Annotated in this window: 18 protein-coding genes and 1 pseudogene; 13 read left to right on the top strand and 6 right to left on the bottom strand. The window is 73.7% G+C overall.

Annotated elements, in window-relative coordinates; all coding sequences use genetic code 11:
* The first annotated feature begins 7 nt into the window (after positions 1 to 7).
* On the top strand, positions 8 to 400 hold the full coding sequence (locus tag SLP03_RS01800) for a DUF3040 domain-containing protein (protein ID WP_319458703.1): 393 nt from the start codon (positions 8 to 10) through the stop codon (positions 398 to 400).
* Positions 401 to 479: 79 nt separating this feature from the next.
* Here SLP03_RS01800 and SLP03_RS01795 read toward each other — a convergent pair.
* From SLP03_RS01795 to SLP03_RS01785, 3 genes and pseudogenes are all read right to left on the bottom strand, one after another.
* Positions 480 to 2,965: pseudogene (locus tag SLP03_RS01795) on the bottom strand (DUF3488 and DUF4129 domain-containing transglutaminase family protein).
* Positions 2,962 to 4,260: a DUF58 domain-containing protein gene (locus tag SLP03_RS01790; protein ID WP_319458702.1), complete on the bottom strand. Its 1,299-nt coding sequence runs from the start codon at positions 4,258 to 4,260 to the stop codon at positions 2,962 to 2,964. The pseudogene SLP03_RS01795 and the gene SLP03_RS01790 overlap by 4 nt, the downstream one beginning before the upstream one ends.
* A gap of 1 nt (position 4,261) precedes the next feature.
* Positions 4,262 to 5,320: a MoxR family ATPase gene (locus SLP03_RS01785; protein ID WP_319458701.1), complete on the bottom strand. Its 1,059-nt coding sequence runs from the start codon at positions 5,318 to 5,320 to the stop codon at positions 4,262 to 4,264.
* A 454-nt stretch (positions 5,321 to 5,774) separates the two neighbouring features.
* Between SLP03_RS01785 and leuS the strand changes: the two genes are divergently transcribed.
* On the top strand, positions 5,775 to 8,615 hold the full coding sequence (gene leuS / locus SLP03_RS01780; protein WP_319458700.1) for a leucine--tRNA ligase: 2,841 nt from the start codon (positions 5,775 to 5,777) through the stop codon (positions 8,613 to 8,615).
* A 74-nt stretch (positions 8,616 to 8,689) separates the two neighbouring features.
* Here leuS and SLP03_RS01775 read toward each other — a convergent pair whose 3' ends face one another.
* Genes SLP03_RS01775 through SLP03_RS01765 form a run of 3 tightly spaced genes read right to left on the bottom strand, consistent with a single transcriptional unit; the run spans position 8,690 to position 11,329 of the window.
* Entirely contained in the window at positions 8,690 to 9,430 is a 741-nt protein-coding gene (locus SLP03_RS01775; protein ID WP_413644199.1) for a TVP38/TMEM64 family protein, read from the bottom strand.
* Positions 9,370 to 10,092 carry a glutamine amidotransferase gene (locus SLP03_RS01770; protein WP_319458698.1) on the bottom strand — a complete coding sequence of 241 codons (723 nt, stop codon included), beginning with the start codon at positions 10,090 to 10,092 and terminating at the stop codon, positions 9,370 to 9,372. The genes SLP03_RS01775 and SLP03_RS01770 overlap by 61 nt, the downstream gene beginning before the upstream one ends.
* Entirely contained in the window at positions 10,082 to 11,329 is a 1,248-nt protein-coding gene (locus tag SLP03_RS01765; RefSeq protein ID WP_319458801.1) for a MurT ligase domain-containing protein, read from the bottom strand. Before SLP03_RS01765 ends, SLP03_RS01770 begins: the two co-directional genes overlap by 11 nt.
* 355 nt (positions 11,330 to 11,684) lie before the next feature.
* On the opposite strand from SLP03_RS01765, the gene mraZ reads away from it, so the two are divergent.
* The 11 genes from mraZ to SLP03_RS01710 all read left to right on the top strand — a co-directional run bounded on the left by mraZ (position 11,685) and on the right by SLP03_RS01710 (position 25,495).
* Entirely contained in the window at positions 11,685 to 12,116 is a 432-nt protein-coding gene (gene mraZ, locus SLP03_RS01760) for a division/cell wall cluster transcriptional repressor MraZ (protein ID WP_200209727.1), read from the top strand.
* A 206-nt stretch (positions 12,117 to 12,322) separates the two neighbouring features.
* The gene (gene rsmH, locus SLP03_RS01755; protein WP_319458697.1) at positions 12,323 to 13,432 is read left to right on the top strand and encodes a 16S rRNA (cytosine(1402)-N(4))-methyltransferase RsmH; all 1,110 of its coding nucleotides are present in this window, start codon (positions 12,323 to 12,325) and stop codon (positions 13,430 to 13,432) included.
* Positions 13,429 to 14,025 carry a hypothetical protein gene (locus tag SLP03_RS01750; protein ID WP_319458696.1) on the top strand — a complete coding sequence of 199 codons (597 nt, stop codon included), beginning with the start codon at positions 13,429 to 13,431 and terminating at the stop codon, positions 14,023 to 14,025. Before rsmH ends, SLP03_RS01750 begins: the two co-directional genes overlap by 4 nt.
* Before the next feature lie 4 nt (positions 14,026 to 14,029).
* Entirely contained in the window at positions 14,030 to 16,234 is a 2,205-nt protein-coding gene (locus SLP03_RS01745; RefSeq protein WP_319458695.1) for a penicillin-binding protein 2, read from the top strand.
* Positions 16,235 to 16,286: 52 nt separating this feature from the next.
* Positions 16,287 to 17,909: a UDP-N-acetylmuramoyl-L-alanyl-D-glutamate--2,6-diaminopimelate ligase gene (locus SLP03_RS01740; protein WP_319458694.1), complete on the top strand. Its 1,623-nt coding sequence runs from the start codon at positions 16,287 to 16,289 to the stop codon at positions 17,907 to 17,909.
* Positions 17,906 to 19,303 carry a UDP-N-acetylmuramoyl-tripeptide--D-alanyl-D-alanine ligase gene (locus SLP03_RS01735; RefSeq protein ID WP_319458693.1) on the top strand — a complete coding sequence of 466 codons (1,398 nt, stop codon included), beginning with the start codon at positions 17,906 to 17,908 and terminating at the stop codon, positions 19,301 to 19,303. Before SLP03_RS01740 ends, SLP03_RS01735 begins: the two co-directional genes overlap by 4 nt.
* Positions 19,300 to 20,424 (top strand): phospho-N-acetylmuramoyl-pentapeptide-transferase, encoded by a 1,125-nt coding sequence (gene mraY, locus SLP03_RS01730; protein WP_319458692.1) that lies wholly within the window; start codon positions 19,300 to 19,302, stop codon positions 20,422 to 20,424. The genes SLP03_RS01735 and mraY overlap by 4 nt, the downstream gene beginning before the upstream one ends.
* Before the next feature lie 173 nt (positions 20,425 to 20,597).
* On the top strand, positions 20,598 to 22,061 hold the full coding sequence (locus SLP03_RS01725) for a putative peptidoglycan glycosyltransferase FtsW (RefSeq protein WP_319458800.1): 1,464 nt from the start codon (positions 20,598 to 20,600) through the stop codon (positions 22,059 to 22,061).
* A complete protein-coding gene (gene murG / locus SLP03_RS01720; RefSeq protein ID WP_319458691.1) occupies positions 22,061 to 23,167 on the top strand; it encodes an undecaprenyldiphospho-muramoylpentapeptide beta-N-acetylglucosaminyltransferase in 1,107 nt (368 codons plus the stop codon). Before SLP03_RS01725 ends, murG begins: the two co-directional genes overlap by 1 nt.
* A 31-nt stretch (positions 23,168 to 23,198) precedes the next feature.
* On the top strand, positions 23,199 to 24,680 hold the full coding sequence (gene murC / locus SLP03_RS01715) for a UDP-N-acetylmuramate--L-alanine ligase (protein WP_319458690.1): 1,482 nt from the start codon (positions 23,199 to 23,201) through the stop codon (positions 24,678 to 24,680).
* A complete protein-coding gene (locus tag SLP03_RS01710) occupies positions 24,677 to 25,495 on the top strand; it encodes a cell division protein FtsQ/DivIB (protein ID WP_319458689.1) in 819 nt (272 codons plus the stop codon). The genes murC and SLP03_RS01710 overlap by 4 nt, the downstream gene beginning before the upstream one ends.
* The last annotated feature ends 192 nt before the right edge of the window (positions 25,496 to 25,687 follow it).

Raw genomic sequence — 25,687 nt, 5'->3', positions numbered from 1 at the left:
GAGTGCCGTGCCGCTCTCGGAGCACGAGCAGCGGCTGTTCGAGCAGATCGAGCGGTCGCTTGCCGAGGACCCCAAATTCGCCTCGGCCGTGCGCGCCAGCGACCCGCGTTTCCACACGCGGCGTCGCCTGCTCGTCGCTGCCGGCGTGGTCATCGCTGGTTTGGCCCTGTTGGTCTACGGCGTGATGACGACCCCGCTGCTGTCAGTGGCGGGTTTCGTCGTCATGCTGGCCGCGCTGGGCTACGCGGTGCAGTCGCACCGCCGCTCCCAGTCGCCCGACCTGCACGTGGTGGGCGGCACGACGAGTCGCCGTCGCCCCCGTGGTCGTACCGGCCGGCGGGGGTCGTTCCTCGACCGGATGGAGGACCGCTGGCGGCAGCGCCCGGAGGGGCACCGCTGACCAGGTGACACCCCTGAAGGGGTGACGCGACGGCGCCGCGTCGGAGACCTCCGGCGAGCGCGGTCGCGTCGTCGCGCCCTCAGCGGGCCAGGCGGCTGGCCAGCAGGCGACGGGGACTCCACCGCAGCAGGCGGAGCCGCACCTGGCCGCCCGTCGTGACCAGGCCGGTGGAGGCGTCCGAGATGGCGCGCCGCCAGCGCAGCAGCACCGACGGCGGCAGCACGGCCGCCAGCAGGCGGGTACGCCGGTCCGCCCGCGCGGAGAGCGCCCCGCGTACGGTGCGCAGCGCCGGGTGCAGCGCCTCGCCGGTGAGCGGGTCGCGTGCGTACCGGGCCCGCTCCTCGGCGCGGCCGAGCAGCCGGGCCGCGGTGGCGGCGGACGCGTCCTCGGTGAGCGAGTCACGGACCAGCCGGTCGGCGGTCGACCGGGGCGTCTCCGTGCGGTCGACCGGCACCCGGAAGTCCACCAGCGTGTCCAGCAGCTCGTCCCAGGCGGCGTGGGCATCCGCGCGGGCCCGGTCGGCGTCCACACCGACCATCACCTCGCGCGTCCCGCCGGGCGTGCCCGGGCCGGCGTCCAGCACGGCCGCCGTCGGCCCGTGCGCCCGGCCGCGCCGGCGCCGGCGCAACGCCCGGCGCAGCAGCGCCGGCACGGCGAGCAGCGCCAGCAGGGCGAGCACGCCCGCCGTCCACCACGGCCAGACCGGGGCCTGCCGGGTCGGGCCGCCACCATTCACGGCGAGCCCGGCGTCGGTCTCCTTGTCGGTCCGGTTCAGCCCGTCCGGACCGGCCGAGGGGTCGACCGCGCCCGGGGCCGAGGTGCTGCCCGTCGACGGGGTGGTCTCCTCCGGGGAGTCGGTGTCCGGGGCCCAGGCCGACCGGATCGAGCCCTGGACGCTCGCCGCCGGGGTGGCGTCGAACGGTACCCAGCCGATCCCGCCGAAGAAGACCTCGGTCCAGGCGTGCAGGTTCCGGTTCGTCAGCACGTATGTGCCGCCCGTGTTGCTGCCGTTGGTGAAGCCGAACGCCACCCGGGCCGGGATGTTGGCCCGGCGGACCAGCCACGCCATCGCGGCGGCGTACTGCTGGCAGTAGCCCACCTTGGTGGCGAGGAAGTCGGTGATGTCGTCGCCGCTGGTGCCGCCCTTGGTGGCGAGCGAGTAGGCGAAGCCGTTCTCGACCGAGAAGTAGTCGTAGATCGCCCGCACCTTGTCGTAGTCGTTCGGCTTGCCCTTGATGAGCTGGTCGACCAGCTTGTCGACCTCGCGTACCACCGGGGCCATGGTCTGCTGACGCAGCACCGGGTCGTCGGCGGAGAGCGACGGCGCCGCCCGCAGCGCCGCGGGGCTGAACGTCGAGCGGACGTAGTCGAACGAGTAGTGCTTGCCCCGGGATCTCTCCCGGTTGGAGAAGAGGACCTGCAGGTTCCGGTCGTAGAGCCAGTTGCCGCTGAGGTCTTCGGTCTTCACCGGCTCGGCGTACACCGGTATGTAGGGCATGTTGAGGTTCTTGGTCACCTCGACGGTCGCCCGGTAGCGCTGCTGCTCGACGCCCCGGCCGGCCCGCTCGGTCGGGTCGGGCAGGCTCCGGTTGGCCGCCCGACCGGTCGGCACCCGCACCTGGAAGCCGTTCGGGCGCAGCTCGTCGGCGACGCCGAAGCGCAGGTAGAACGGGTTCGGCTCGTTGGTGGTCACCTTGACCATCTCGTAGACCTGGGACTGGTTGAGCTGGCCGCTCAGCGCGGCGAAGAGGTCGATCCGACCCGGGCTGCCGCCCTGCCCCGGCCGCCCGGTGCCGTCGCCCGTCCCGTTGCCGACCGCGTCCATCAGGCCGCCGGTCATCCCCGGCACGGCCAGCGGCAGCGCCACGGCCAGCGCGACGCCGACCACGGCCAGCCGGCGGCCCGCGGCGGCCAGCGGCGACGCCTCCCACACGTCGACGTCCCGGCCCTCCCCGGTGAACCGGCGGCCGAACCGGCGTACCCGGTCGACGTTGTCGGTGACCAGAAGCCAGAGGTACCCGGCGGCGCCCACCACGAACGGGGTCGCGGGAACGCTGTCCACATAGACCGCCACCGGCACCGAGTAGATCGCCAGCATCGGCAGGCCGGCCAGCGCCGGTCGGCGCAGGCCGACGGCCAGCACGTCGACCACGACCGCGACCCCGCCGATGCCGAGCACCGCGAGGAACAGCAGCGAGTCGACGTCCGGCACCTTCACGCCGTACGACCGCATGTCCTGCAGCGACGCGCCGAGCAGCTCCCCGAAGTGGGCGAAGGTGGCCGGGGTGGGCAGGAACGCGAGCAGCTCGGTGCCGCCGGGGAAGATCCAGGTGAGGGCGACCAGCAGGCCGGCGAGCATGGCCAGCACCTGGCCCCACAGCGGCGCCCGGACCAGCCGGCTCAGCGCGGCCGCCCCGGCCACCACCGCCACCACGATGGCCGCCTCGATCAGCCACGTCCAGCGCTGGAAGATGGCCGACAGCGGCGCCGCGGCCAGCAGGGTCGCCGCCGCGGCGACGAAGCCGAGGTTCCGGGTCGCGGTCACGAGGTCGTCCTTCCGGTCATCGCACGCCCCCGGCCACCGTCTCGGCGAGCGCCGCGCGTAGCGCGAAGCCCTGCGAGCCGCGGCCGGCCTGCGGCCACAGCACCGGCAGCCGGCCGCCGTGGTCCACGCCGATCACCCGCCAACCGCTCTGCAGCAGGGCGAGCGCCGCGGCGCCGTGCGCGTGTTCCGCCTCGGCGCGGGCCTTCGGCGGGAGATTGAGCCAGGTGGTGCTGTCCAGCACGAAGCCGACGCAGGTGGCGCCGCTGCCCCGCAACCCGCGGAGCAGCTCCGCCTCGGCCGTGCTCAGCGAGCCGAACAGGCCGATGATCAGCCCACCGTCGGCCCGCTGCCGGACCCGCTGCACCAGCGTGGCGATCTCGACCCGCTGGTCCAGCCGGACCTCGGCGAGGTGATCGAGGAGCAGCCCCTCGCCGGTCCCTTCGGTCGCGTCCACGTCCGCGCCGGAGCCGGTGACCAGGCGCAGCTTGTAGCCGGCGTGGCGCAGGTGCACCGCGATGCTGGCCGCGGCGGAGACCGCCCACTCGAAGCTCGCCGTCGGGCCGTCGCCCCGGTGACCGAAGGCCCGGGTGTCCAGCACGACCGTGGCCCGGCTCTCCCAGGGCTGCTCCTCGCGGCGCACCATCAGCTCGCCGGTGCGGGCGGTCGACTTCCAGTGCACCCGGCGCAGGTCGTCACCGACCCGGTACTCCCGGGTGGCCGCGTCGTCCTCGCCGTGCACGGCGACCGAGCGGGCCCGGCTGTCGCCGCTGCCGGCGAACTCGCCGGGGAGGCGGACCGACGGCAACGGGGCGACCTGCGGGATGACGGTGAGGTGGTCGGTGCTGGGGAAGGCGCGGGTGAGCTCGCACAACCCGAACGGGTCGGTCAACCGGACCACCAGCGGACCCACCTCGTACCGGCCGCGCACGTCGGCGCGGACCGTGTACGCCACCGAGCTGGCCTGGTGCGCGCCGAGCCGCTCCAGCACCACCCGGGGGCGGCTGCCCAGGGCGTACGGCAGTCGGTCCTCCAGCAGCAGGGTGCCGGTGGGCAGCCGGGACAGGTTCTGCAGCCGCAGCACCACCCGGGAGCTGGCCCCGACCGGCACCCGGTGCGGCTCCAGGGACCGGTTGCAGGCCAGCTTGTAGCGGCTGCGCCCGACGTACGCCGCCGCGAGCAGCGGCAGGACGGCGAGCAGGACGGCCACCCGCAGCAGGTCCTTCTCGCCGAGGATGCCGGCGGAGACCGCGGCGGCCACCGCGGCCGCCAGGAACGAGCGGCCCCGGGTGGTCAGTCCGCGCAGCCCGTCGCGCACGTCACGGCCTCCGTGGCTCGAACGGGCCGCGGCCGATGCCGTCGCCCTTGGCGGGCCGGGTGTCGTACGGGGAGCGCTTGCGGTCGTGCGGCAACGGCAGCCGGTGCACCAGCTCGGCGACGATCGCGTCGGTGGTGCGGCGGGCCAGCTGCGCGTCGGCGGTCGGGATGATCCGGTGCGCCAGCACCGGCACGGCGAGCGCCTGAAGGTCGTCGGGGAGGACGTAGTCGCGCCCCTCCAGGGCGGCCACCGCGCGGGCGGTGCGCAGCAGCTGGAGGGTGGCCCGGGGGGAGGCGCCGAGGCGCAGGTCCGGGGCCTCGCGGGTGGCGGTGACCAGGTCGATCGCGTACTGCTTGACGGCGTCGGCGGCGTGCACCTGCCGGACGGTGGCGATGAGCTGGCGCACGGTGGCCGCGTCGGAGACCGGGCGCAGCTCGTTCAGCGGGTCGGTCGCCCCGTGACCGTCCAGCATGGCCAGCTCGGCGCCGACGTCCGGGTAGCCCATCGCGATCCGGGCGGTGAACCGGTCGCGCTGCGCCTCGGGCAGCGGGTACGTCCCCTCCATCTCGATCGGGTTCTGGGTCGCGATCACCATGAACGGGGTCTGCAGCTGGTAGGTGACCCCGTCGACCGTGACCTGCCGCTCCTCCATGCACTCCAGCAGGGCGGACTGGGTCTTCGGCGAGGCCCGGTTGATCTCGTCGCCGACCACCAGGTTGGCGAAGACCGCGCCGGGCCGGAACTCGAAGTCGTGGTTCTCCTGGTTGTAGACGCTGACCCCGGTGACGTCGCTCGGCAGCAGGTCCGGGGTGAACTGGATGCGGCGCACCGAGCAGTCGATCGAGCGGGCGAGGGCCTTCGCCAGCTTGGTCTTGCCGACGCCGGGGACGTCCTCGATGAGCAGGTGACCCTCGGCGAGCAGCACGGCCAGGGCGAGCCGGACCGTCGCGGTCTTGCCCTCGATGACCTGCTCGATGTTGGCCACGATGGCCTCGCTGGCGGCGCGGAACTCGTCGTGCGGCAGCAGACCGCCCAGCTCGTCCCAGGTCTGTTGTGTCACGGGCCTCCTCCTCGTCGGACGGCAGTTCTGTATAGAGCACCTGGACCCGCCGTTGGGTTCGCGACGTGCGAGCCTCGTTTGCCGCAATAATCTCACTGGTCTCTCAGGCTAACCATGTTTGTCGCTGTCGCCGACCCCCGCAGCCAGTCGGTCGGTTACGCCCGGAATATTCGTCAGGTCGGGGGAACGGGTCCGTCACGGCCCGTCGTCGGGGGCCGTCCGGCCCGGTACCGGGATCGCTCCGGCCCGGCCCGCGTCCCGACCCGCGGTAGCGGTCGGCGCGGACGCCCGCGGGGCGGGTACACTCCCGGTCATGGCCGGAGTCTTCCTGCTTCTTACCGGGCCGTGCTGATGCGCTGACGCGCGACAGCACGGCGGCCCCTCCTGCGTGAGGGGCTTTTTTGTGCCCTGAGCAGAGTTCTCATTTCCGACATCACCGTGCCGAGGAGACGCCATGAGTGAGGCAGCCGCACCGGCGAACGACATTCCCCCGTTCCGGTACACCGCGGCCCTGGCCGGCGAGATCGAGCACCGCTGGCAGGACAGCTGGGCGCGGGAGGGGACCTTCCACGCGCCGAACCCGACCGGTCCGCTGGCCGACCCGGACCACCCCCGGGCAGGCGCGGAGAAGCTGTACGTCCTGGACATGTTCCCGTACCCGTCCGGCGCCGGCCTGCACGTCGGTCACCCGCTGGGCTACATCGGCACCGACTGCTTCGCCCGCTACCAGCGGATGGCTGGGCGCAACGTGCTGCACGCGATGGGCTTCGACGCGTTCGGCCTGCCCGCCGAGCAGTACGCGGTGCAGACCGGCACCCACCCGCGGACCACCACAGTGGCGAACATCGAGCGGTACAAGGAGCAGCTGCGCCGGCTGGGGCTGGCCCACGACGAGCGCCGCACGGTGGCCACCATCGACACCGACTTCTACCGCTGGACCCAGTGGATCTTCCTGCAGATCTTCAACTCCTGGTACGACCGGGACGCGAAGCAGGCCCGCCCGATCGCCGAGCTGATCGCCGAGTTCGAGGGAGGCGCCCGCCCGACCCCGGACGGTCGCCCCTGGGCCGAGCTGACCGTGGCCGAGCGGCGGGCCATCGTCGACGACCACCGGCTGGCGTACGTCTCCGAGGCGCCGGTGAACTGGTGCCCGGGGCTGGGCACCGTGCTGGCCAACGAGGAGGTCACCGCCGACGGCCGCTCCGACCGGGGCAACTTCCCGGTCTTCAAGCGCAACCTGAAGCAGTGGATGATGCGGATCACCGCGTACGGCGACCGGCTGCTGGAGGACCTGGACACCCTGGACTGGCCGGAGCCGATCAAGCTGCAGCAGCGCAACTGGATCGGCCGGTCCCAGGGCGCGCACCTCGACTTCCCCACCACCCTGGAGCCGATCCGGGTGTTCACCACCCGGCCGGACACCGTCTTCGGCGCCACCTACATGGTGCTGGCCCCCGAGCACGAACTGGTCGACCTGCTGGTGCCGGCGACCTGGCCGGCCGGGACGAAGGACGCCTGGACCGGCGGGCACGCCAGCCCGCGGGCGGCCGTCGAGGCGTACCGGAAGGCCGCTGCGACCAAGACCGACATGGAGCGGCAGGCCGACACCAAGGAGAAGACGGGCGTCTTCGTCGGCGCGTACGCGACCAACCCCGTCACCGGCGACCCGATCCCGATCTTCATCGCCGACTACGTGCTGGCCGGCTACGGCACCGGCGCGATCATGGCGGTGCCGGCGCAGGACGAGCGGGACTGGGCGTTCGCCGAGGTCTTCGACCTGCCGATCGTGCGGACCGTGCAGCCCGCCGACGGTTTCGACGGCACGGCGTACACCGGGGACGGCCCGGCCATCAACAGCGCCGCGCCCGACCGCGGCCTGGACCTGAACGGCCTGGGGGTCGCCGACGCCAAGGCGGTGATCATCGCCTGGCTGGAGGCGAACGGGTACGGCGCCGGCGCGGTGACCTACCGGCTGCGCGACTGGCTGTTCTCCCGGCAGCGCTACTGGGGCGAGCCGTTCCCGATCGTGTACGACGAGACCGGCGCCGCCATCGCGCTGCCCGAGTCGATGCTGCCGGTCGAGCTGCCCGAGGTGGACGACTTCTCGCCGAAGACGTTCGACCCGGAGGACGCCGACAGCGACCCGGAGACCCCGCTGTCGCGGCGGCGCGACTGGGTGGAGGTGGAGCTGGACCTGGGTGACGGGCCGAAGCGGTACACCCGGGAGACCAACGTGATGCCGCAGTGGGCCGGCTCCTGCTGGTACGAGCTGCGCTACCTGGACCCGACCAACCACGAGCGGTTCGTCGACCCGGAGAACGAGGCGTACTGGATGGGGCCGCGCGGGGCGGGCGACTGCGGCGGCACCGACCTGTACGTCGGCGGCGCCGAGCACGCCGTGCTGCACCTGCTGTACGCCCGGTTCTGGCACAAGGTGCTGTTCGACCTGGGGCACGTCTCGTCGTTCGAGCCGTTCCGCAAGCTGTTCAACCAGGGCATGATCCAGGCGTACGCGTTCCGCGACTCCCGGGGCACGCCGGTGCCCGCCGAGGAGGTCGCCGAGGTCGACGGCCGCTTCTTCCACGGTGAGACCGAGGTCAGTCGCGAGTACGGCAAGATGGGCAAGTCGCTGAGGAACGTCGTCACCCCGGACGAGATGTGTGCGGCGTACGGCGCGGACACCTTCCGGGTGTACGAGATGTCGATGGGGCCGCTGGAGGTGTCCCGCCCCTGGGACACCCGGGCGGTGGTCGGGTCGTACCGGTTCCTGCAGCGGGTCTGGCGGGCGGTCGTCGACGAGCGGACCGGCGACCCGCGGGTCACCGACGTGCCGGCCGACGAGGCCACCCGGCGGCTGCTGCACCAGGTGATCGACGGGGTCCGCGGCGACATGGAGGGGATCCGGTTCAACACCGCGATCAGCAAGCTGATCGAGCTGACGAACGCGCTGACCCGGCTGTCCGCCACGCCGGAGGAGGTCGCCGAGCCGCTGGTGCTGATGCTGGCGCCGTTCGCCCCGCACGTCGCCGAGGAGCTGTGGCGGCGGCTGGGCCACGACACCTCGCTGGCGTACGCGGACTTCCCGACCGCCGACCCGGCGCTGCTGGTCGCCGAGACGGTGACCTACCCGGTGCAGATCAACGGCAAGGTCCGCGGCCGGATCGAGGTCCCCGCCGACGCGCCCGAGGACGAGGTACGCGCGGCGGCCCTGGCCGCGGTCGCGGGTCCGCTGGCCGGCAAGGAGCCCCGCAAGGTCATCGTCGTCAAGGGCCGGATGGTCTCCGTCGTCGCCTGATGCCGTCCGCCCGACCTGGAGGCGCGCCCCACCCCGGGCGCGCCTCCGCCCGGGCAGCAGCTCCTCGGCGGGCATCAGCTCCGGGCCGCCCGGCGCTGCCGTTCGGCGCGCCACCAACGGTGGACCAGCACCACGCTGGCGATCAGCCCGAGGCTGGCCGGCGCGGCGGCGTACCAGTTGACGTGGCCCGGCGAGCTGACCGCCGCGCCGATGGCGGCGTACCCGAACGCGGTCGGGGCGGAGGCGATCACGCTGCCGGCCAGGAACGGCAGCACGCGGGCGCCGGTGGTGCCGTAGCCGTAGCTGACCAGGCCGAAGCCGGCGATCGGCAGCAGCCGGACGGTGATCACCCCGAACACGGTCTGCCGGGCGAACCAGCCGTCCAGCCGGGCCAGCCGGCCGCGGACCCGTTCGGCCACGAACTCCCGGCCGAGCAGGCGGCCGACGGTGAAGCCGAGCGCCGCGGCGAGCAGCGCCGCGCCGAGCGCGTACGCGGCGCCCTCCAGCGGGCCGAAGATCGCCCCGGCGGCGAGCGTGACGAAGGTCCGTGGCACCAGCGCCACCAGCAGCAGCGCCCCGCCGACGATGGCGGCGACCGGGGCGTACCCGCCGAGGGAGTCGGCGAACTGCGGCAGCCGCGCCGGGTCCGGCCGGGGCACCAGCAGGAGCGCCACGGCGAGCGCGGCGAGCAGCACCAGCAAGCCGGCGAAGCGCAGCGCCGACGGCTGCCGCAGCAGCCGCCGGACGGCGGGGATCACGCCCGGGCGGCGGCCGCCACCGCGTCGCGGCGCTCCGAGCGGAGCCGCTCGGCCCAGGTGTCGTCCAGCGCGGAGAGCTGGTGGATGCCGGTGGCCCAGCGCAGCAGCAGGTCGGCCAGGGCCGGGTTGCGGGCCAGGGCCGGTCCGTGCGAGTACGTGCCGAGCAGCTTGCCCCGCCAGGCGCCCTCGGTGACGCCGTCGTTGCCGACCCCGGCGGTGACCCGGGCCAGCGGCGACACGCCGGGCCCGAGGTGGGTGCGCCCGCCGTGATTCTCGAACCCGGTCAGCGCGGGGATGCCCAGGCGCGGGTCGACCTCGCCGGCCAGCTCGCCGACGGCCCGGGTGGGGCCGCGGTCGGAGGAGAGGTTGAGCAGCTCCAGCCCGGCGCACTTGGTGCCCTTGGCGAAGAAGGAGGTGCCGAGGAGTTGGTAGCCGGCGCAGACGCCGAAGACCACCGAGCCCTGGGCCACCGCCCGGTGCAGGCCGCCGTCGGCGAGCAGGCGCTGGGCGCCGAGCGCCTGCGGCCCGTCCTCGCCGCCGCCGAGGAGGTAGATGTCGGCGGTGGCGGGCAGCCGCTGGTCGGAGCGGACCTCCAGCACCTCCACCGGCATGCCGCGCAGCTGGGCCCGGCGGGCCAGGATCAGCATGTTGCCCCGGTCGCCGTAGGTGGAGAGCAGGTCGGGATAGATCCAGACGATGCGCAGGCTCTCAGTTGACACGGTCCAGCTCCGCTCGGATGTCCTGGAAGGCGGTGTAGTTGGCGATGACCTCCAGGCGGCCCGGTGGCACCGCCCGGATCGCGTCGTCGAAGGCCCGGACGTGCCGGAACGGCACGCCGTTGACGTCCAGCCGGACGGCCAGGTCGTACGCCCGGTCGCCGGTGATCAGGACCTGCCGGCCGCGCAGCGGGGCGAAGTCGACGTCGAAGAGCCAGGAGGTGTCCAGCCCGTCGGGGTCGCGGGCGTTGATGGAAAGCAGGGTGGGCGCCTCGTCGGCCATGTCGAACGCCTCCAGCCAGCTGGCCGGGTTCTTGGCCAGCAGCAGCCGGATGTTGCGCCCGTCCCGGTCCACCTGGGCGTAGCGGCCGGCGATCGAGGTGACCGTGCCGAGCCGGGAGACGGCGTCCACCGGGCGTACGCCGAACTCGGCGGCCACCGCGAGGGCGGTCGCCGCGTTGCCCAGGTTGACCTTGCCGGGGAGCTGCAGCTGCACCTTGTGCCAGGCGCCGGTCGGGTCGAGCACGCCGTCGTCCTCGACGGTCCACTGCGGCTCCGGGCGGCGCAGCGGGCAGCCGGTGCACCGCCACTGCTCACCTGAGCGCTCGATGGTGGAGCCGCACTCGGGGCACACCCACGAGTCGTCGTGCCAGCGCTGGCCGGCGCTGAACCAGGTGACGTGCGGCGGGATGTGGCCGCGGGCCGGGTCGGCGGGCGGGGTGGCGGCCCAGACGACCATCGGGTCGTCGGCGTTGGCGACCACGCGCACGTCGGGGTGCTGGACCAGCGCGGCGCGCCAGAGCTGCGCCATCATGGCGACCTCCTTGGCGCGGTCGAGCTGGTCGCGGGAGAGGTTGAGCAGCGCCACCACGTGCGGCTCGGTGGCCTCCAGCACCTGGGCGAGGTAGTGCTCGTCGACCTCGAGCACCGCGTACGGGGTGCTGCCGGCCTTCGCCAGGGCCGAGGTGTGGCCGCTGGGCATGTTGGCGCCGAAGGAGTTGGTGGCCACCCGGCCGAGCACGCCGACGGCGGCGGTGGTGAGCCGGGTGGTGGTGGTCTTGCCGTTGGTTCCGGACACCAGGGCGATGGCCCGACCCGCCGCCAGGTGCACGAGCAGGTCCGGGTCGATCTTGAGGCCGATCCAGCCGCCGATCACCGAGCCGTCGCCGCGGCCGGCGGCCCGCGACAGCGCCGCGGCGGTCCGCGACACGGAGCTGGCCACCTTTGCCCGCAGGGGCATCTTCGCGTCGGTCACCCGAGCGAGGTTACCGGACCCGTGGCACGGCCAGATCGCGGCCGACGGCGATCCGTTCGGCCGTGGCGGCCCGGCGGACGGCCGGCCGGCGTTCGGCCGGATGGAGTCGATCAATGTCGGGAAGCGGACGCGGCCGGGGGCCGCCGCGGCCCTCCACTCCACCCCACCCCCTTTGACGTGCTCTTTTGCGCGCGGAAACGGCGCGCCACGCGGGCGTTTCTGGTTGCGGGTGGAGGGAAGTGGAGTAGAGTGGGGCGCGATGGTGGGGCCGGGAGGGCCGCACCGGCCCGGGGGGTCAGCGGCGCCGCGAACGCCGCTCAGGGCGAGGGGGGTTGGGCCGATGTTCCTCGGCACCCACACTCCGCGCCTGGACGACAAGGGCCGGTTGATCCTTCCGGCGAAGTTCCGGGATGAACTGGCGGGGGGTGTCGTGATCACCAAAGGGCAGGAGCGCTGCCTCTACGTCTTCCCGATGCCCGAGTTCCAGCGGATCGCGGAGCAGTTGCGCGCGCAGCCGATGACGCACAAGGCGGCCCGGGCCTACAGCCGGGTCTTCTTCGCCAGCGCGCACGACGAGGTCCCGGACAAGCAGGGCCGGGTGACCATCCCCGGGCACCTGCGCTCGTACGCCGCGCTCGACCGCGATCTGGTCGTGATCGGCGCGAGCACGCGGGTGGAGATCTGGGACAGGGCGGCCTGGGAGGCCTACCTCGCGGAGAGCGAAGACGACTTCGCCGACATCTCCGAGGGGGTGCTGCCCGGCGGTCTGTAGGGCGCGACGACGCCCGGCGTACTGCGAGATCTCCAGCCGCTTTCGAGTTCCTGGCACCCCTTCCCCGGTGCCAGGCGCACGATCCGTATCGGGGGCTCCGGCCTTCGGCGGGCGGGAGCGGATGGGGATCTGGCGGTACGACGAGGTGTCGTGGCGACACAGGACGCGACACGGACGGAAGTGGGTTTCAACCAGTGGGGGTCGACATGGGGGAGCTACGTGGCACGCACGTGCCGGTGCTGCTCGAGCGGTGTCTCGAGTTGCTGGCCCCCGCGCTGGGTCGGAACGGACGCACCGTACACGTCGACGCGACGCTCGGCTTGGGCGGGCACGCCGAGGCGGTCCTGGAGGCACATCCGGACACGGTGCTGATCGGCCTGGACCGGGACACCGAGGCCCTCGCCCACGCGCGGTTCCGGCTGGCCCGGTTCGCCGACCGGATCCACCTCGAGCACGCGGTCTACGACGAGCTGCCCGACGTGCTCGACCGGCTCGGGTATCCGGCGATCGACGGGATCCTGTTCGACCTCGGCGTCTCGTCCCTGCAACTGGACGCGCCCGACCGCGGGTTCGCGTATGCGCAGGACGCGCCGCTGGACATGCGGATGGACCAGACCCGGGGGATGACCGCCGAGGAGGTGGTCAACACCTACACGCACCCGGCGCTGGCCCGGGTGCTGCGGGTGTACGGCGAGGAGAAGTTCGCCGGGCGGATCGCCTCGGCGATCCTCCGGGAGCGGGAGCGCGGCCGGATCACCTCGTCGGCCCGGCTGGCCGAGCTGGTCAGAGAGAGCATTCCGGCACCAGCCCGACGAACCGGGGGGCACCCGGCAAAGAGAACGTTTCAGGCTTTACGGATCGAGGTAAACAAAGAGCTGGCAGCGCTGGAGGCGGCGCTGCCGGCCGCTCTCGACAAGCTCACCGTGGGCGGCCGCATGGTGGTCCTGTCCTACCACTCGCTGGAGGACCGGCTCACCAAGCAGGCGCTCGCCGACCGGGTCCGCAGCAAGGGCCCGATCGACCTCCCGGTCGAACTGCCCGGATCGGGCCCGACGTTCCGGCTGCTCAGCCGGGGTGCCGAGCTCGCCGGGGAGGCCGAGATCGCCGCGAACCCGCGCGCCGCCTCGGTGCGGCTGCGGGCCGCGGAACGGCTCGACCCGGAGGCGGCCCAGCAGGGGCGTACCGACCGCGAACGGTACCGCCGCCGGGTCAAGGCGATGCACCAACCGGGGACGGGGTCGCCGGGGTCCGGGACGGATCCGCGGTCGACTCCCGGGGACGGCAGTGGGACGGACGAAGAGGGGGAGGGGACATGAACGTCAACAGGCGCGCCGGCCGGGACACCGGCATCGAGCAGCGCGCACCGCGGTCGGGGGGCCGGACCGCGGCGCAGCGCACCACGCGAGCGGCCACCGTGACGGCCGGGGCCGACCGCCGGGAGGAGACCCGCGCCCGGGGGACGCGCGAGTTCCCCACCCAGGGCAGCGCCGCGCTGCGGCCGGCCGAGCGGACGAAGGTCACCACGGCGGCGGCCTCGCCGCGGCTGCGGGTCGCCCCGCCGCCGCCGGTCTCCGTGCCGCGGGCCCCGTTCGTCGGGCTGATCCTCGTGCTGGTGGTCGGTGGGGTGCTCGGCATCCTGCTGGTCAACACGAAGATCAACGAGAACGCCTTCCGGCTGGAGAAGCTCCAGCAGCAGCAGGCCAAGCTCAACGTGGACCAGCAGCAGCTGGAGAAGGAGATCGCCGACCAGAAGGCGCCGGGCAACCTGACCGCGAACGCCCGCAAGCTCGGCCTGGTCGAGTCCGACGACCCCGCGTACATCCGGCTGCCGGACGGGAAGATGATCGGCGTTCCGCACCCGGCGGAGGGCGCGCCGGCGATCACCAGCCAGCAGGGCAACGGGGGGTAGTCGGGTGCCCCCGAGATCGGAAGAACCGCGCCGGGACGCCACGGGCTCCCGGCGCGGCTCGTCCCGGGATGGTCGGGGCGCCGACCCGCGCTCCGGCGAGCCGGGCGTCGGCGGCATCTCCGACGCCCGGGCGTACACGCCCCGGGGGCGGACCATCCGCGAGGGCGGGGGCGTCCGGTCCGCGCCCACCGGGGGCGCCGAGCAGCGGCGTACCCCACGCAGCAGCCGTTCCGGCGACCCGTTCCGGCCCGCCTTGCAGGTGCTCGACGGCGGCCGCGCCGGCCGCCGGGAGACCGCCGGCGGCGGCCGGGCCGGCGTGGTGCGAACCGTCTCGCCGCGCCCGGTGCGGGAGCCGTTCGACGACGACGAACCGCCGGCGCCCCGGCGCCGGCCGGGCCCGCGCCGGCCGGCCCGGCCCGCCGCCCGGCGGCCGTCGCGCAAGCCGCGCCGCCCGCCGAAGCTCGCCGACCCGCGCCGCCGGCTGCGGCTCGGCACGCTGCTCACCCTGACCCTCTTCGCCGCGATCGGCATCCGGCTGGTCGTCCTCCAGACCGTGGACACCCCGGCGTACGCCGACGGCGGGCTGCCCCGCCGGCTCGCCGTGGTCGACCTGCCCGCGCCACGCGGCGCGATCTACGACCGGACCGGCGACCCGCTGGCGCACAGCGTCGAGGCGCGGTACGTCTACGCCGACCCGACCCGGGTCAAGGACCGGTTCGCCACCGCCCGGCTGCTCTCCCCGCTGCTCGGCAAGCCGGTCTCCGAGCTGGCCGACAAGATGAAGCAGCGAACCCTGCCCGGCACCACCACCCCGTCGCAGTTCGAGTACCTGGCCCGCGGTGTCGAGATCGGCAAGGCGAAGCAGATCATGGCGCTGGACCTGGCCGGCATCTACGTGCACCGGGACGAGCGGCGCGAGGTGCCCGGCGGTGACCTGGGCGCCAACCTGATCGGCTTCGTCAGCCAGGACATGCACGGCCTCGAGGGGCTGGAGGCGAAGTACGACGACCTGCTCCAGGGGCAGGCCGGCAGGAAGACCTACGAAATCGGGCAGGGCGACCTGGCCGCGCCGATCCCCGGCGGGTACAGCCTGACCACCCTGCCCAAGCCGGGCAGCTCCCTGAAGCTGACCATCGACCGGGACCTGCAGTTCCAGACGCAGCGGATCCTCAGCGCCCAGATGGCGCAGACGAAGGGCAGCGTGGGCGCGGCGGTGATCATCGACGTCGCCACCGGCGAGGTGCTCGCCCAGGCGAGCAACCCGACCTACGACGCGGCGGACCCGGAGGGCAGCAGGCCGACCGACCGGGAGGACGCGGCGACCAGCTTCGTGGTCGACCCGGGCTCGATCCACAAGGCGATCACCTACGGCGCGGCGCTGCAGGAGGGGGTGATCACGCCGGACACCACGATGCCCATCCCGAACACCATCCAGAGGGGCGACCGGACCTTCCGGGACACCCACCCGGCCAACGGGCAGCGGATGAGCATCCCCGGGATGCTGGCCTACTCCTCCAACGTCGGCACCATCGAGATCGCCGGCAAACTGGGCCGGGACCGGCTGATCGACTACCAGAAGCGGTTCGGGCTCGGCCAGCGCACCGGCGAGGGCATGCCGGGTGAGGCCTCCGGGCGGCTGCTGCCGGCCGACGAGTGGAGCGGGTCGTCGTACGGGTCGGTGCCGATCGGGCACAGCGTCGACGCCACCCCGCTGCAGATGGCCGCCGCGTACGCCGCCATCGCCAACAACGGCACCTACGTCCAGCCGCACCTGATCAAGGACGTGCTCGGTCCGGACGGGAAGCGGACGCCGGGCCCGGCGCCGGTGACCCGGTCGGTGCTCAGCCCGCAGAACGCGGCCGCGCTGCGCACCATGCTGGAGGCGGTCACCACGGTCAACGGCGCCGATGGCCCGGCGACCGGCCTGGCCGCCGCCGTCCCCGGTTACCGGGTGGCGGGCAAGACCGGCACCGGCCTGCGGTACGCCGACGGCAAGCAGCAGCCCGGCGAGGTCGGCTCGTTCATCGGGATGGCCCCGGCGGAGCATCCCCGGTACGTGGTGGCGGTCTTTGTCTGGAGCCCCGGCGGCGAGGGCGGCGCGGTCGCCGCGCCGGCCTTCCGGGAGATGATGGGCTACACCCTGCGGCACTACCGGGTGCCGCCGTCGGCGACCAGCAGGTCCCCCAAGTTCGAGGTCTTTCCGCGTTGAGCGGGGCGGGCGGGACATCATCGGTGAGTGGCGACGAACCACCGGGGCGGCCGTGCGGTCGGAACCGGACGACCGGGTAGGGTCTGACGCCGTGCCCGGCAATCCACGCCCCCGTACCGTGAATCCCGTCCGGCTCGGCGACCTCGCCGCGCGACTCCCTGCGAGCGCGAGGAGTGAGTTCGCGAGCCCCGCGGTCGCGGGCGGGGAGCAGGCGCGGTCCGCGATGCCGCCCGAGGGCGTCGCCGGGGTGGCCGTGACCGGGGTGACCCACGCCAGCCAGGAGGTCCGCCCCGGGGACCTGTACGCGGCGCTGCCCGGCGCCCGCCGGCACGGCGCGGAGTTCGCCGCGGGGGCGGCCGAGGCCGGCGCGGTGGCCCTGCTGACCGACTGGGCCGGCGCGGAACTGGCCGCCGGGGTGGGCCTGCCGACGCTGGTGGTCGACGACCCCCGCGCGGTGCTCGGCGAGGTCGCCGCCACCGTCTACGGGGACCCGACCGAGGGGCTGACCGTGATCGGGGTGACCGGCACCGCCGGCAAGACCTCCACCAGCTATTTGATCGAGTCCGGGCTGCGCGCCGCCGGCCACACCACCGGCCTGATCGGCACCGTGGAGACCCGGCTGGGTGACCTGGTGATCGACAGCGTCCGGACCACCCCGGAGGCGACCGACCTGCACGCCATGCTCGCCGTGGCCCGGGAGCGCGGAGTGAGCGCGGTGGTCATGGAGGTCTCCAGCCACGCCCTGGCCATGGGACGGGTCGGCGGAGTCCGCTTCACCGTCGGCGGCTACACCAACTTCGGCTCCGACCACCTGGACTTCCACGCCGACTCGGCGGACTACTTCGCGGCCAAGGCGAAGCTCTTCGACGGGCGCTGCCAGGTCGAGGTGCTCAACCACGACGACCCGGCGCTGCGGCCGCTGTTCAAGCCGGGCACGGTCAGCTACTCGGCGGCCGGCGACCCGACCGCCACCTGGTGGGCCGACGGGATCGACGGCGAGGGGTACGCCCAGCGCTTCACCGTGCACGGCCCGGACGGGCTGGCTCTGCCCGCCACGGTGGCGCTGCCCGGCCGGCACAACGTGGCGAACGCGCTGCTGGCCGTCGCCACCCTGGTCGCCGCCGGGGTCGACCCGCAGACCGCGGTCGCCGGGGTCTCCGCCTGCGGCGGGGTGCCGGGGCGGCTGGAGCTGGTCAGCGGCGACGCGCCGGTGCGCGGGGTGGTGGACTACGCGCACAAGGCGAATGCGATCGAGGCCGTCCTGGTCGCGCTGCGCGAGCTGAGCATCGGGCGATTGATCTGCGTGATCGGCGCGGGTGGCGACCGGGACCGGGGGAAGCGGCCGGTGATGGGCGCCGCCGCGGCGGAGGGGGCCGACGTGGTGCTGGTGACCGACGACAACCCGCGTACCGAGGACCCGGCCGCGATCCGGGCCGAGGTGCTCGCCGGGGCGTTCGCGGCGAACGCGGCCGCCCGGATCATCGAGGCGCCCGGCCGCCGGGCCGCCATCGCCGAGGCGGTCCGGCTGGCCGAGCCGGGCGACGTGGTGGCGGTGCTGGGCAAGGGGCAGGAGCGCGGCCAGGAGGTCGCCGGCGAGGTGCTCCCGTTCGACGACCGCGTCGAGCTGGCCGAGGCGTTGCGCGCCCGCTTCGGCGACCTGGTGGGTCGACGGTGATCCCGCTGACGCTGGCCGAGGTCGCCTCGGCCGTCGATGGGCGGCTGGTCGTCGCCGACCCGGACGCCCGGGTGACCGGGTCGGTCGAGTTCGACTCCCGCAAGGTCGCCCCCGGCGGGCTCTTCGTGGCGTTCCCGGGGGAGAAGGTGGACGGGCACGACTACGCCGCCGGCGCGGTCTCGGCCGGCGCGGTGGCGGTGCTCGGCACCCGGGAGGTGCCCGGCGTGCCGATGGTGCTGGTCGACGACGCCCTCGCGGCGATGGGGCGGCTGGCCCGCACGGTGGTCGACCGGCTGCCCGGGCTCACCGTGATCGGGCTGACCGGCTCCTCCGGCAAGACCACCACGAAGGACCTGATCGCCCAGCTCACCGTGCGGCTCGGCCCGACCGTGGCGCCGCCCGGCTCGTTCAACAACGAGCTGGGTCACCCGTACACGGCGCTGCAGGCCGGGCCGGAGACCCGCTACCTGGTGATGGAGAAGGGCGCCCGCGGGGTGGGGCACGTCCGCTACCTCTGCGACGTGGTGCCGCCGCGGATCTCCGTGGTGCTCAACGTCGGGGTCGCGCACATCGGCGAGTTCGGCTCGGTGGAGACCATCGCCCTGGCCAAGGGGGAGCTGGTCGAGGCGCTGCCCGTCGACGGGCTGGCCGTGCTCAACGCCGACGATCCGCTGGTCGACGCGATGGCCACCCGTACCCAGGCCCGAGTGGTCCGGTACGGCGAGGCGCCGCACGCCGACGTCCGGGCGGTGGACGTGACGCTGGACGGGCGGGGCCGGCCGTCGTACACCCTGGTGACCCCGGAGGGCAACGCGCCGGTACGGCTCGGGCTGACCGGACGGCACCAGGTCTCCAACTCCCTCGCCGCCGCGGCGGTGGCCCGCGAGCTGGGGATGCCCCTGGCCGAGTTGGCCGTCGCCCTGGGCGAGCTGGTGTTGCTCTCGACCCGACGGATGGACGTCTTCGAGCGCTCCGACGGGATCACGGTGATCGACGACTCGTACAACGCCAACCCGGCCTCGATGGCGGTCGCGCTGCGGGCGCTGGCCGGCCTGCACGGGCAGGGGCGTACCGTCGCGGTGCTCGGCTACATGGCCGAGCTGGGGACGTTCGAGCGGGAGGGGCACCAGCAGGTCGGCCGGCTCGCGGCCGAACTGGGCGTCGACCGGCTGCTCGTGGTGGGTGAGCCGGCGGCGCAGATCCACGAAGGCGCGACAGCGGTAAGTGACTGGGGAGGAGAGTCGGTGCTGCTCACCGATCAGGCGGCGGCCGTCGAGGTGCTGCGGGGCGAGCTACGTCCGGGTGACGTGGTCTTGGTGAAGGGCTCCCGGTACCGCACCTGGGAGGTGGCGGACGCGCTGCGCGAGACCGCCGGGGAGGGGGTCACCTCATGAGGGCGGTCATCGTCGCCATCGGGGTCGCCTTCCTGATTTCGCTGCTCGGCACCCCGATCGCGATCAAGGTGTTCACCCGGCTGAAGGCCGGCCAGCCGATCCGGGCCGAGGGTCCGGCCATGCACCAGGGCAAGAAGGGCACGCCGACGATGGGCGGCATGGTCTTCATCCTGGCCACGGTCATCGCGTACGTCGCCGGGCACCTTGCCCTGACCACCCTGCCGGACGCCCAGATCGCCCAGGTGGAGCCGACCATCACCGCCCTGGTGCTGCTGGGGCTGATGGTCTTCTCCGGCGCGGTCGGCTTCATCGACGACTTCCTGAAGGTCCGCAAGCGGCACAGCGGCGGGCTGAACAAGCGCGGCAAGCTGGCCGGCCAGATCCTGGTCGGCGCGGTCTTCGGCATCGTCGCGCTGTACTTCCCGAGCACCATGTACGACGCGTCCGGCGCCCGGACCAACGCCGAGACCGTCGGCAGCACCACGCTCAGCTTCATCCGGGACATCCCGGTGCTGGAGATCGGCAAGGTCGCCTCGGTGATCGTGATCATCCTGGTGGTGATGGCGGCGACCAACGGCGTGAACCTCACCGACGGCCTGGACGGCCTGGCCACCGGCGCCTCGGTGATGGTGCTGGCCGCGTACGCGCTGATCGCCTTCTGGCAGTACCGGCACTGGTGCGCGGACCCGAACTACACCGAGGCGTACTGCTACTCGGTCCGGGACCCGCTGGAGATCGCGCTGATCGCCGGGGCGGCGGCCGGCGCCTGTGTCGGCTTCCTCTGGTGGAACACCTCGCCGGCCCGGATCTTCATGGGCGACACCGGGGCGCTCGGCCTGGGCGGCCTGATCGCCGGCATGGCGATGTCCACCCGGACCATTCTGCTGCTGCCGATCATCGGCCTGCTCTTCGTGATCATCACGATGTCCGTGGTGATCCAGATCATCTCCTTCCGGACCACCGGCAAGCGGGTGTTCCGGATGTCGCCGTTGCAGCACCACTTCGAGCTGGCCGGCTGGAGCGAGGTCAACATCGTGGTCCGGTTCTGGATCATCGCGGGCATCGGTGTGGCCATCGCGCTGGGCCTGTTCTACAGCGAGTTCCTCGCCGCGGTCACCTGACCCGGGCGCCGACGGTGGAAGGAGGGGCCCGGGTGGCCCCTCCTTTCGCGTTCCGACACGCCGACCGGGCGGTTGCGCCACGGGCGGACGGCCCCAGCCGCGATGATGGGCGGGTGGGGGAGGAACGAGACACCGAGGGCAGGACCGAGACCCAGACCCGCCGACCACCTCCGGTGACCCGGCCGGCCGAACCGCCCGGCGGGCTGTTCGGGCTGGACGCGGCCGGCGGGCTGGCCGCGCTGCGCGGTCTGCTGGCCCGGCCCCTGGCCTCCTACTATCTGCTGCTGTCCAGTGCGGGCCTGCTGTTGCTGATCGGTCTGACCATGGTCTTCTCGGCGACCAGCGTGAAGGACTACGCCGAGGACGGCGACGCCACCGCGTCCCTGGTCAAGCAGACGATCTTCGCGGTGATCGGCATCGTGGCGTTCTGGGCCTGCCAGCGGCTGCCCGCCCGCACCTTCCGCGCGGTGGGCCGGCCCGCGCTCGGCGTGGCCGTGGCGTTGCTGCTCATCCTCAACGTGCTGGTCGCGCTGGAGGCGCTGTTCCGGGTGGAGTCGGTCGGCCCGCTGCACGCCGAGCTGCTCTGGCTCTTCCTCGGGCCGATCCAGGTCCAGCCCGCCGAGCTGGCCAAGTTCGCGCTGGTGCTGTGGGGCGCCCACGTGCTGGCCCGCAAGGGTGCCGCGCTGGGCTGGTGGAAGGAGCTGGCCACCCCGCTCTTCCCGGTGGTCGGCCTGCTCTTCGTGCTGGTCGGCTACAACGACCTGGGCAGCATGCTCTGCCTGCTGGCCCTGGTCGTCGGCCTGCTCTGGGCGGCCGGGGTGCGGATGCAGATCTTCGCCGTGCTCTCCGCGGTCGGCCTGCTCGGGATCGGCCTGCTGGTCGCGGTGGCCTCGCTCGGCGCCGGCTCCGGCTCGCGCGACGCCGACAACTACCGGCTGGCCCGGCTGACCTCGTTCCTCAACTCGCCCGACCCGAAGACCTGTTTTGAGAACAACTGTTACCAGATCGTCCAGGCCCGCAACGCCATCGAGCACGGCGGCTGGTTCGGCGTCGGGCTGGGCAAGAGCAGCTTCAAGTTCGGCTGGCTGCCCGAGGCGCACAACGACTTCATCTTCGCGATCATCGCCGAGGAGCTGGGCGTGGTCGGCTGCACCGTGGTGCTGGTCCTCTTCGCCGTGCTGGCGTACACCGGGCTGCGGATCGCCCGCCGGGTGGAGGACCCGTTCCGCCGGCTCGCCGCCGCCGGGGTCACCGCCTGGCTGGTCGGCCAGGCGGTGATCAACATCGGTGGCGTCACCGGACTGCTGCCGCTGACCGGCGTGCCGCTGCCGTTCATCTCCGACGGCGGCAGCGCCCTGGTGGTGACCCTGGCGGCGACCGGCATGCTCGCCTCCTTCGCCCGCGCGGAGCCCGACGCGGCCCGAGCCCTGCATGCCCGTCCGCCGGCCCGGTGGGTCCGACTAGTCTGGGCCCCGTTGCCGCCGCTTCCCGGCCGGCGACGCCGCCCGGCGTCGCCACCGGCCGACCGTGGGTCCGTACCCCGGTCCCGGGCGCGGCGGGAGGACGACCAGGCCGCGACCCGCGGCGCCCGGCCGAGCCGGACGCGCGCCGGCACGGCGAGCGAGAGGAGACGCTGATGGGTCAGCTGCGTTCGGTGGTGCTCTGCGGAGGGGGCACGGGTGGCCACATCTACCCGTTGCTGGCCTTCGCCGACTGCCTACGCCGACACGACCCGGGCGTCCGGATCACCTGCCTGGGCACCCCCAAGGGCCTGGAGAACGAGCTGATCCCGCCGGCCGGCTACGACCTGCGGCAGATCCCGGCCTACCAGCTGCCCCGCTCGGTGAACATGAGCCTGGTCCGCACCCCGGACCGGATGTGGAAGGCGGCCCGCGCGGCGGGCAAGGTGATCGACGAGGTCCAGGCCGACGCCGTGGTCGGTTTCGGCGGGTACGTCTCGGTGCCCGGCTACCTCGCCGCCTGGCGGCGCGAGCTGCCGATCGTCATCCATGAGGTGAACGTGCCCCCGGGCGTGGCCAACCGGCTCGGGATGAAGTTCACCAAGAACATCGCCGTGGGCTTCCCGCACCAGCCGGTGCAGGCGGAGTCGCTGCGCGACGCCCGGGTGGTCGGCGTGCCGCTGCGCCGGGGGATCGCCGGGCTGGACCGGGCGGCGATGCGCAACGCCGCGCGGGCCCACTTCGGACTCCGCCCCGACCTGCCGGTGCTCTTCGTCGCCGGCGGCTCGCAGGGCGCCCGCTCGATCAACCTGGCGGTCTCCGGGGTGGCCAAGGAGCTGGCCCGCAACGGCGTGCAGGTGCTGCACGTCATCGGCGCCCGCAACGAGCCGGTGTCGGTCCCCACCGATCTGCCGGTGCCGTATGTGACGGTGCCCTACCTGTCCGAGATGGAGCTGGGCTACGCCGCCGCCGACCTGATGCTGGCCCGGGGCGGGGCGATGACCTGCGCCGAGGTGGCCGCGATCGGGCTGCCCGCCATCTACGTGCCGTACCCGCACAGCAACCAGGAGCAGAAGCGCAACGCGCTGCCGGTGGTGGAGGCCGGCGGTGGGCTGCTCGTCGACGACGCCGAGCTGACCCCGGACTGGCTGGAGCGGACGGTCATCCCGCTGATCCGGGACCCGCAGCGGCTCGCCGTGATGGGCGCCGCCGCGGCCGGGTACGGCCGCCGGGACGGCGACGTCGCGCTGCTGAACTTCGTCTACGAGGCGGTGGCCCGCTGATGCGGACCGTCGCGACGGGAAGGTACGTCTCATGAACACCGCGCAGTTCACCCCCGCCGGCACGCTGACCGCGGAGGACCTGGGTCGGATTCACCTGATCGGGGTGGGCGGGGTCGGCATGACCGGCCTGGCCCGGCTCTTCCTCACCCGGGGTTTGCCGGTCTCCGGCAGCGAGCTGCGGGAGTGGCCGTCCCTGACCGGCCTGCGGGCGCTCGGCGGCACGATCCACATGAGCCACGAGGTGTCCAACCTCGAGGGCGTGGACACCGTGGTCTACTCCTCGGCGATCCCGCAGGACCACCTGGAGATGGTCGAGGCGCGCCGGCGCGGCCTGCGGGTGCTGCACCGCTCCGAGGCCCTGGCGGCGGCGATGACCGGCCGGCGGGCCGTGGCGGTCGCCGGCACGCACGGCAAGACCACCACCACCTCGATGGTGACCATGGTGCTCCAGCAGGCCGGCACCGACCCGTCCTTCGTGATCGGCGGGGAGATCTCCGAGGTGGGCTCCGGCGCCCACCACGGCACCGGCGAGTACTTCGTGGTCGAGGCGGACGAGAGCGACCGCTCGTTCCTGATCTACCGCCCGTACGTCTCGATCATCACCAACATCGAGGCGGACCACCTCAACACGTACGGCGACCTGGCGAACCTGGAGGCGACGTTCGCCGAGTTCGCCCGGCTCACCGACCCGGACGGCTTCATCATCACCTGCGCCGACGACGCGGGCGGGCGGCGGCTGGCCGAGACGCTGCGGGCCGGGGGGCGCCGGGTGTACACGTACGGCGAGTCGCCCGACGCCGACCTGCGGCTGAGCGAGATGGTCTCCTCGGCGCAGGGGGTGCGCTTCCTCGCCGAGATCGACGGCCGTTCGCTGGGCGAGATCCGGCTGCCGGTGCCGGGGCGGCACATGGGGCTGAACAGCGCATCCGCGGTGCTCGCCGCGTACCTGCTGGGGCTGCCGGTGGAAGCGGCGGAGGCCGCGCTGGGCGCGTTCCCCGGCGTCCGGCGGCGCTTCGAGCGCAAGGGCGTCGCGGACGGCGTGCTGGTCTACGACGAGTACGCGTACCACCCGACCTCGATGACGCTGGCCCTGCAGACGTTGCGCGAGGTGGCCGGCGAGGGCCGGTTGATCGTGGTCTTCCAGCCGTACCGGCTGTACCGCACCCGGGACCTGCAGGCCGAGATCGCCGCGGCGCTGGGGATCGCCGACGAGTTGGTGCTGCTGGAGGTCTTCGGCCCGGGTGAGCTGCGGCAGCCCGGCGAGGGCGCGGCCGCGCTGGTCGAGGCGGTGCCGCTGCCGGCGGACCGGAAGGTCTTCGTCGACTCGTGGGACGAGGCGCCGGCCGAGGTGGCCCGCCGGGCCCGACCGGGCGACGTCGTGGTCACCATGGGCGCGCCGCCCATCTCGCTGATGGGCGACCAGCTGCTCGACGCGCTGCTGGCCCGTGCCGGCGGCGCGACGGCTGTGGGCGCCGCCGTCGACACGGACGGCGCGGCCGCCACTGCCGGATGAGTCCCGGCCCGGCCCGCGGCCGGACGCCCGGCCCGGACGGTGGCGCCGGCCGGCGCGGACCGGCGCGGCGTTGGCAGCTGGTCCGGGCCGGCACCGACGCGGTCCCGCCGTCCACCCGGCGGTTCATGGCCCGGGCCCGGCAGCGCCGGATGCGGGCGGCCCTGCCCTGGGCGGTCGCGGCCGGGGTGCTCGCCCTCGCCGGTCTGGTCGCCTGGACCGTGCTGGGCACCGGCCTGTTCGGCGTCCGCGAAGTTCGGGTGGTCGGCGCGAAACTGGTCACCCAGGTCGAGGTGCGGGACGCGGCGGCGGTCCCCGACGACCAGCCGCTCGCCCTGGTGGACCTGGCGGCGACCGCCCGGCGGGTCGGTGCGCTGGCGCCGGTGGAGCGTGCATCGGTGTCCCGCGACTGGCCGGGCGCGCTGGTGATCCGGGTGGTGGAGCGGACGGCGGTGGCGGCGGTCCCGCAGGGGGAGCAGTTCGCCGTGATCGACCGCGCCGGCGTGGTCTTCCGGACCGTGTCCGAGGCCCCGGACGCGCTGCCGCTGGTCCGGGTCGGCAGGCCGGCGCCGGACGACCCGGGCACCCGGGCGGGGCTGGCGGTGCTCGCCGCGCTGAGCCCGCAGCTCCGGGCCCAGCTGGTGTCGGTGGACGTGGCCGGGCTGGCCCGGATCACGCTGCGGCTGCGGCCCGACCGGACGGTGGTCTGGGGGGACGCCACCCGGGGCGCCGACAAGTCGCGGGTGGCGACCGCGCTGCTGGGTCGGCAGGCCGACACGATCGACGTGAGCGCGCCGGACGTGGTCACCTTCCAGTGATCCGCCGGTCGGCGGGGGGTGTCCGGCGGCCGGCGGGACGTGACTCGTCCCGCTATGGGCGGCGACACGCCGGGCGGGTCCTTGGCTCTCGGCGTGGAGGCGCTTACGTTGCCCCGAAGAGGATCAGTGGTTGACATAACTGTAAGCCTCTAGTAGAGGGTGAGGGTTTCGGCCCGCAGCCTCGCCGGAAAC

Origin of the sequence: Micromonospora sp. RTP1Z1 (genome assembly GCF_033804685.1) — a bacterium.
Taxonomy (GTDB): domain Bacteria; phylum Actinomycetota; class Actinomycetes; order Mycobacteriales; family Micromonosporaceae; genus Micromonospora.
This window is presented reverse-complemented; position numbering and strand designations above follow the sequence as displayed.

What these genes read in the sequence shown, in the direction of transcription:
- leuS (WP_319458700.1), top strand. Translation starts at nt 5,775, where the DNA reads ATGAGTGAGGCAGCCGCACCGGCGAACGACATTCCCCCGTTCCGGTAC.
- SLP03_RS01765 (WP_319458801.1), bottom strand. Translation starts at nt 11,329, where the DNA reads ATGCCCCTGCGGGCAAAGGTGGCCAGCTCCGTGTCGCGGACCGCCGCG.
- mraZ (WP_200209727.1), top strand. Translation starts at nt 11,685, where the DNA reads ATGTTCCTCGGCACCCACACTCCGCGCCTGGACGACAAGGGCCGGTTG.
- rsmH (WP_319458697.1), top strand. Translation starts at nt 12,323, where the DNA reads ATGGGGGAGCTACGTGGCACGCACGTGCCGGTGCTGCTCGAGCGGTGT.
- SLP03_RS01750 (WP_319458696.1), top strand. Translation starts at nt 13,429, where the DNA reads ATGAACGTCAACAGGCGCGCCGGCCGGGACACCGGCATCGAGCAGCGC.
- mraY (WP_319458692.1), top strand. Translation starts at nt 19,300, where the DNA reads ATGAGGGCGGTCATCGTCGCCATCGGGGTCGCCTTCCTGATTTCGCTG.
- murG (WP_319458691.1), top strand. Translation starts at nt 22,061, where the DNA reads ATGGGTCAGCTGCGTTCGGTGGTGCTCTGCGGAGGGGGCACGGGTGGC.
- murC (WP_319458690.1), top strand. Translation starts at nt 23,199, where the DNA reads ATGAACACCGCGCAGTTCACCCCCGCCGGCACGCTGACCGCGGAGGAC.
- SLP03_RS01710 (WP_319458689.1), top strand. Translation starts at nt 24,677, where the DNA reads ATGAGTCCCGGCCCGGCCCGCGGCCGGACGCCCGGCCCGGACGGTGGC.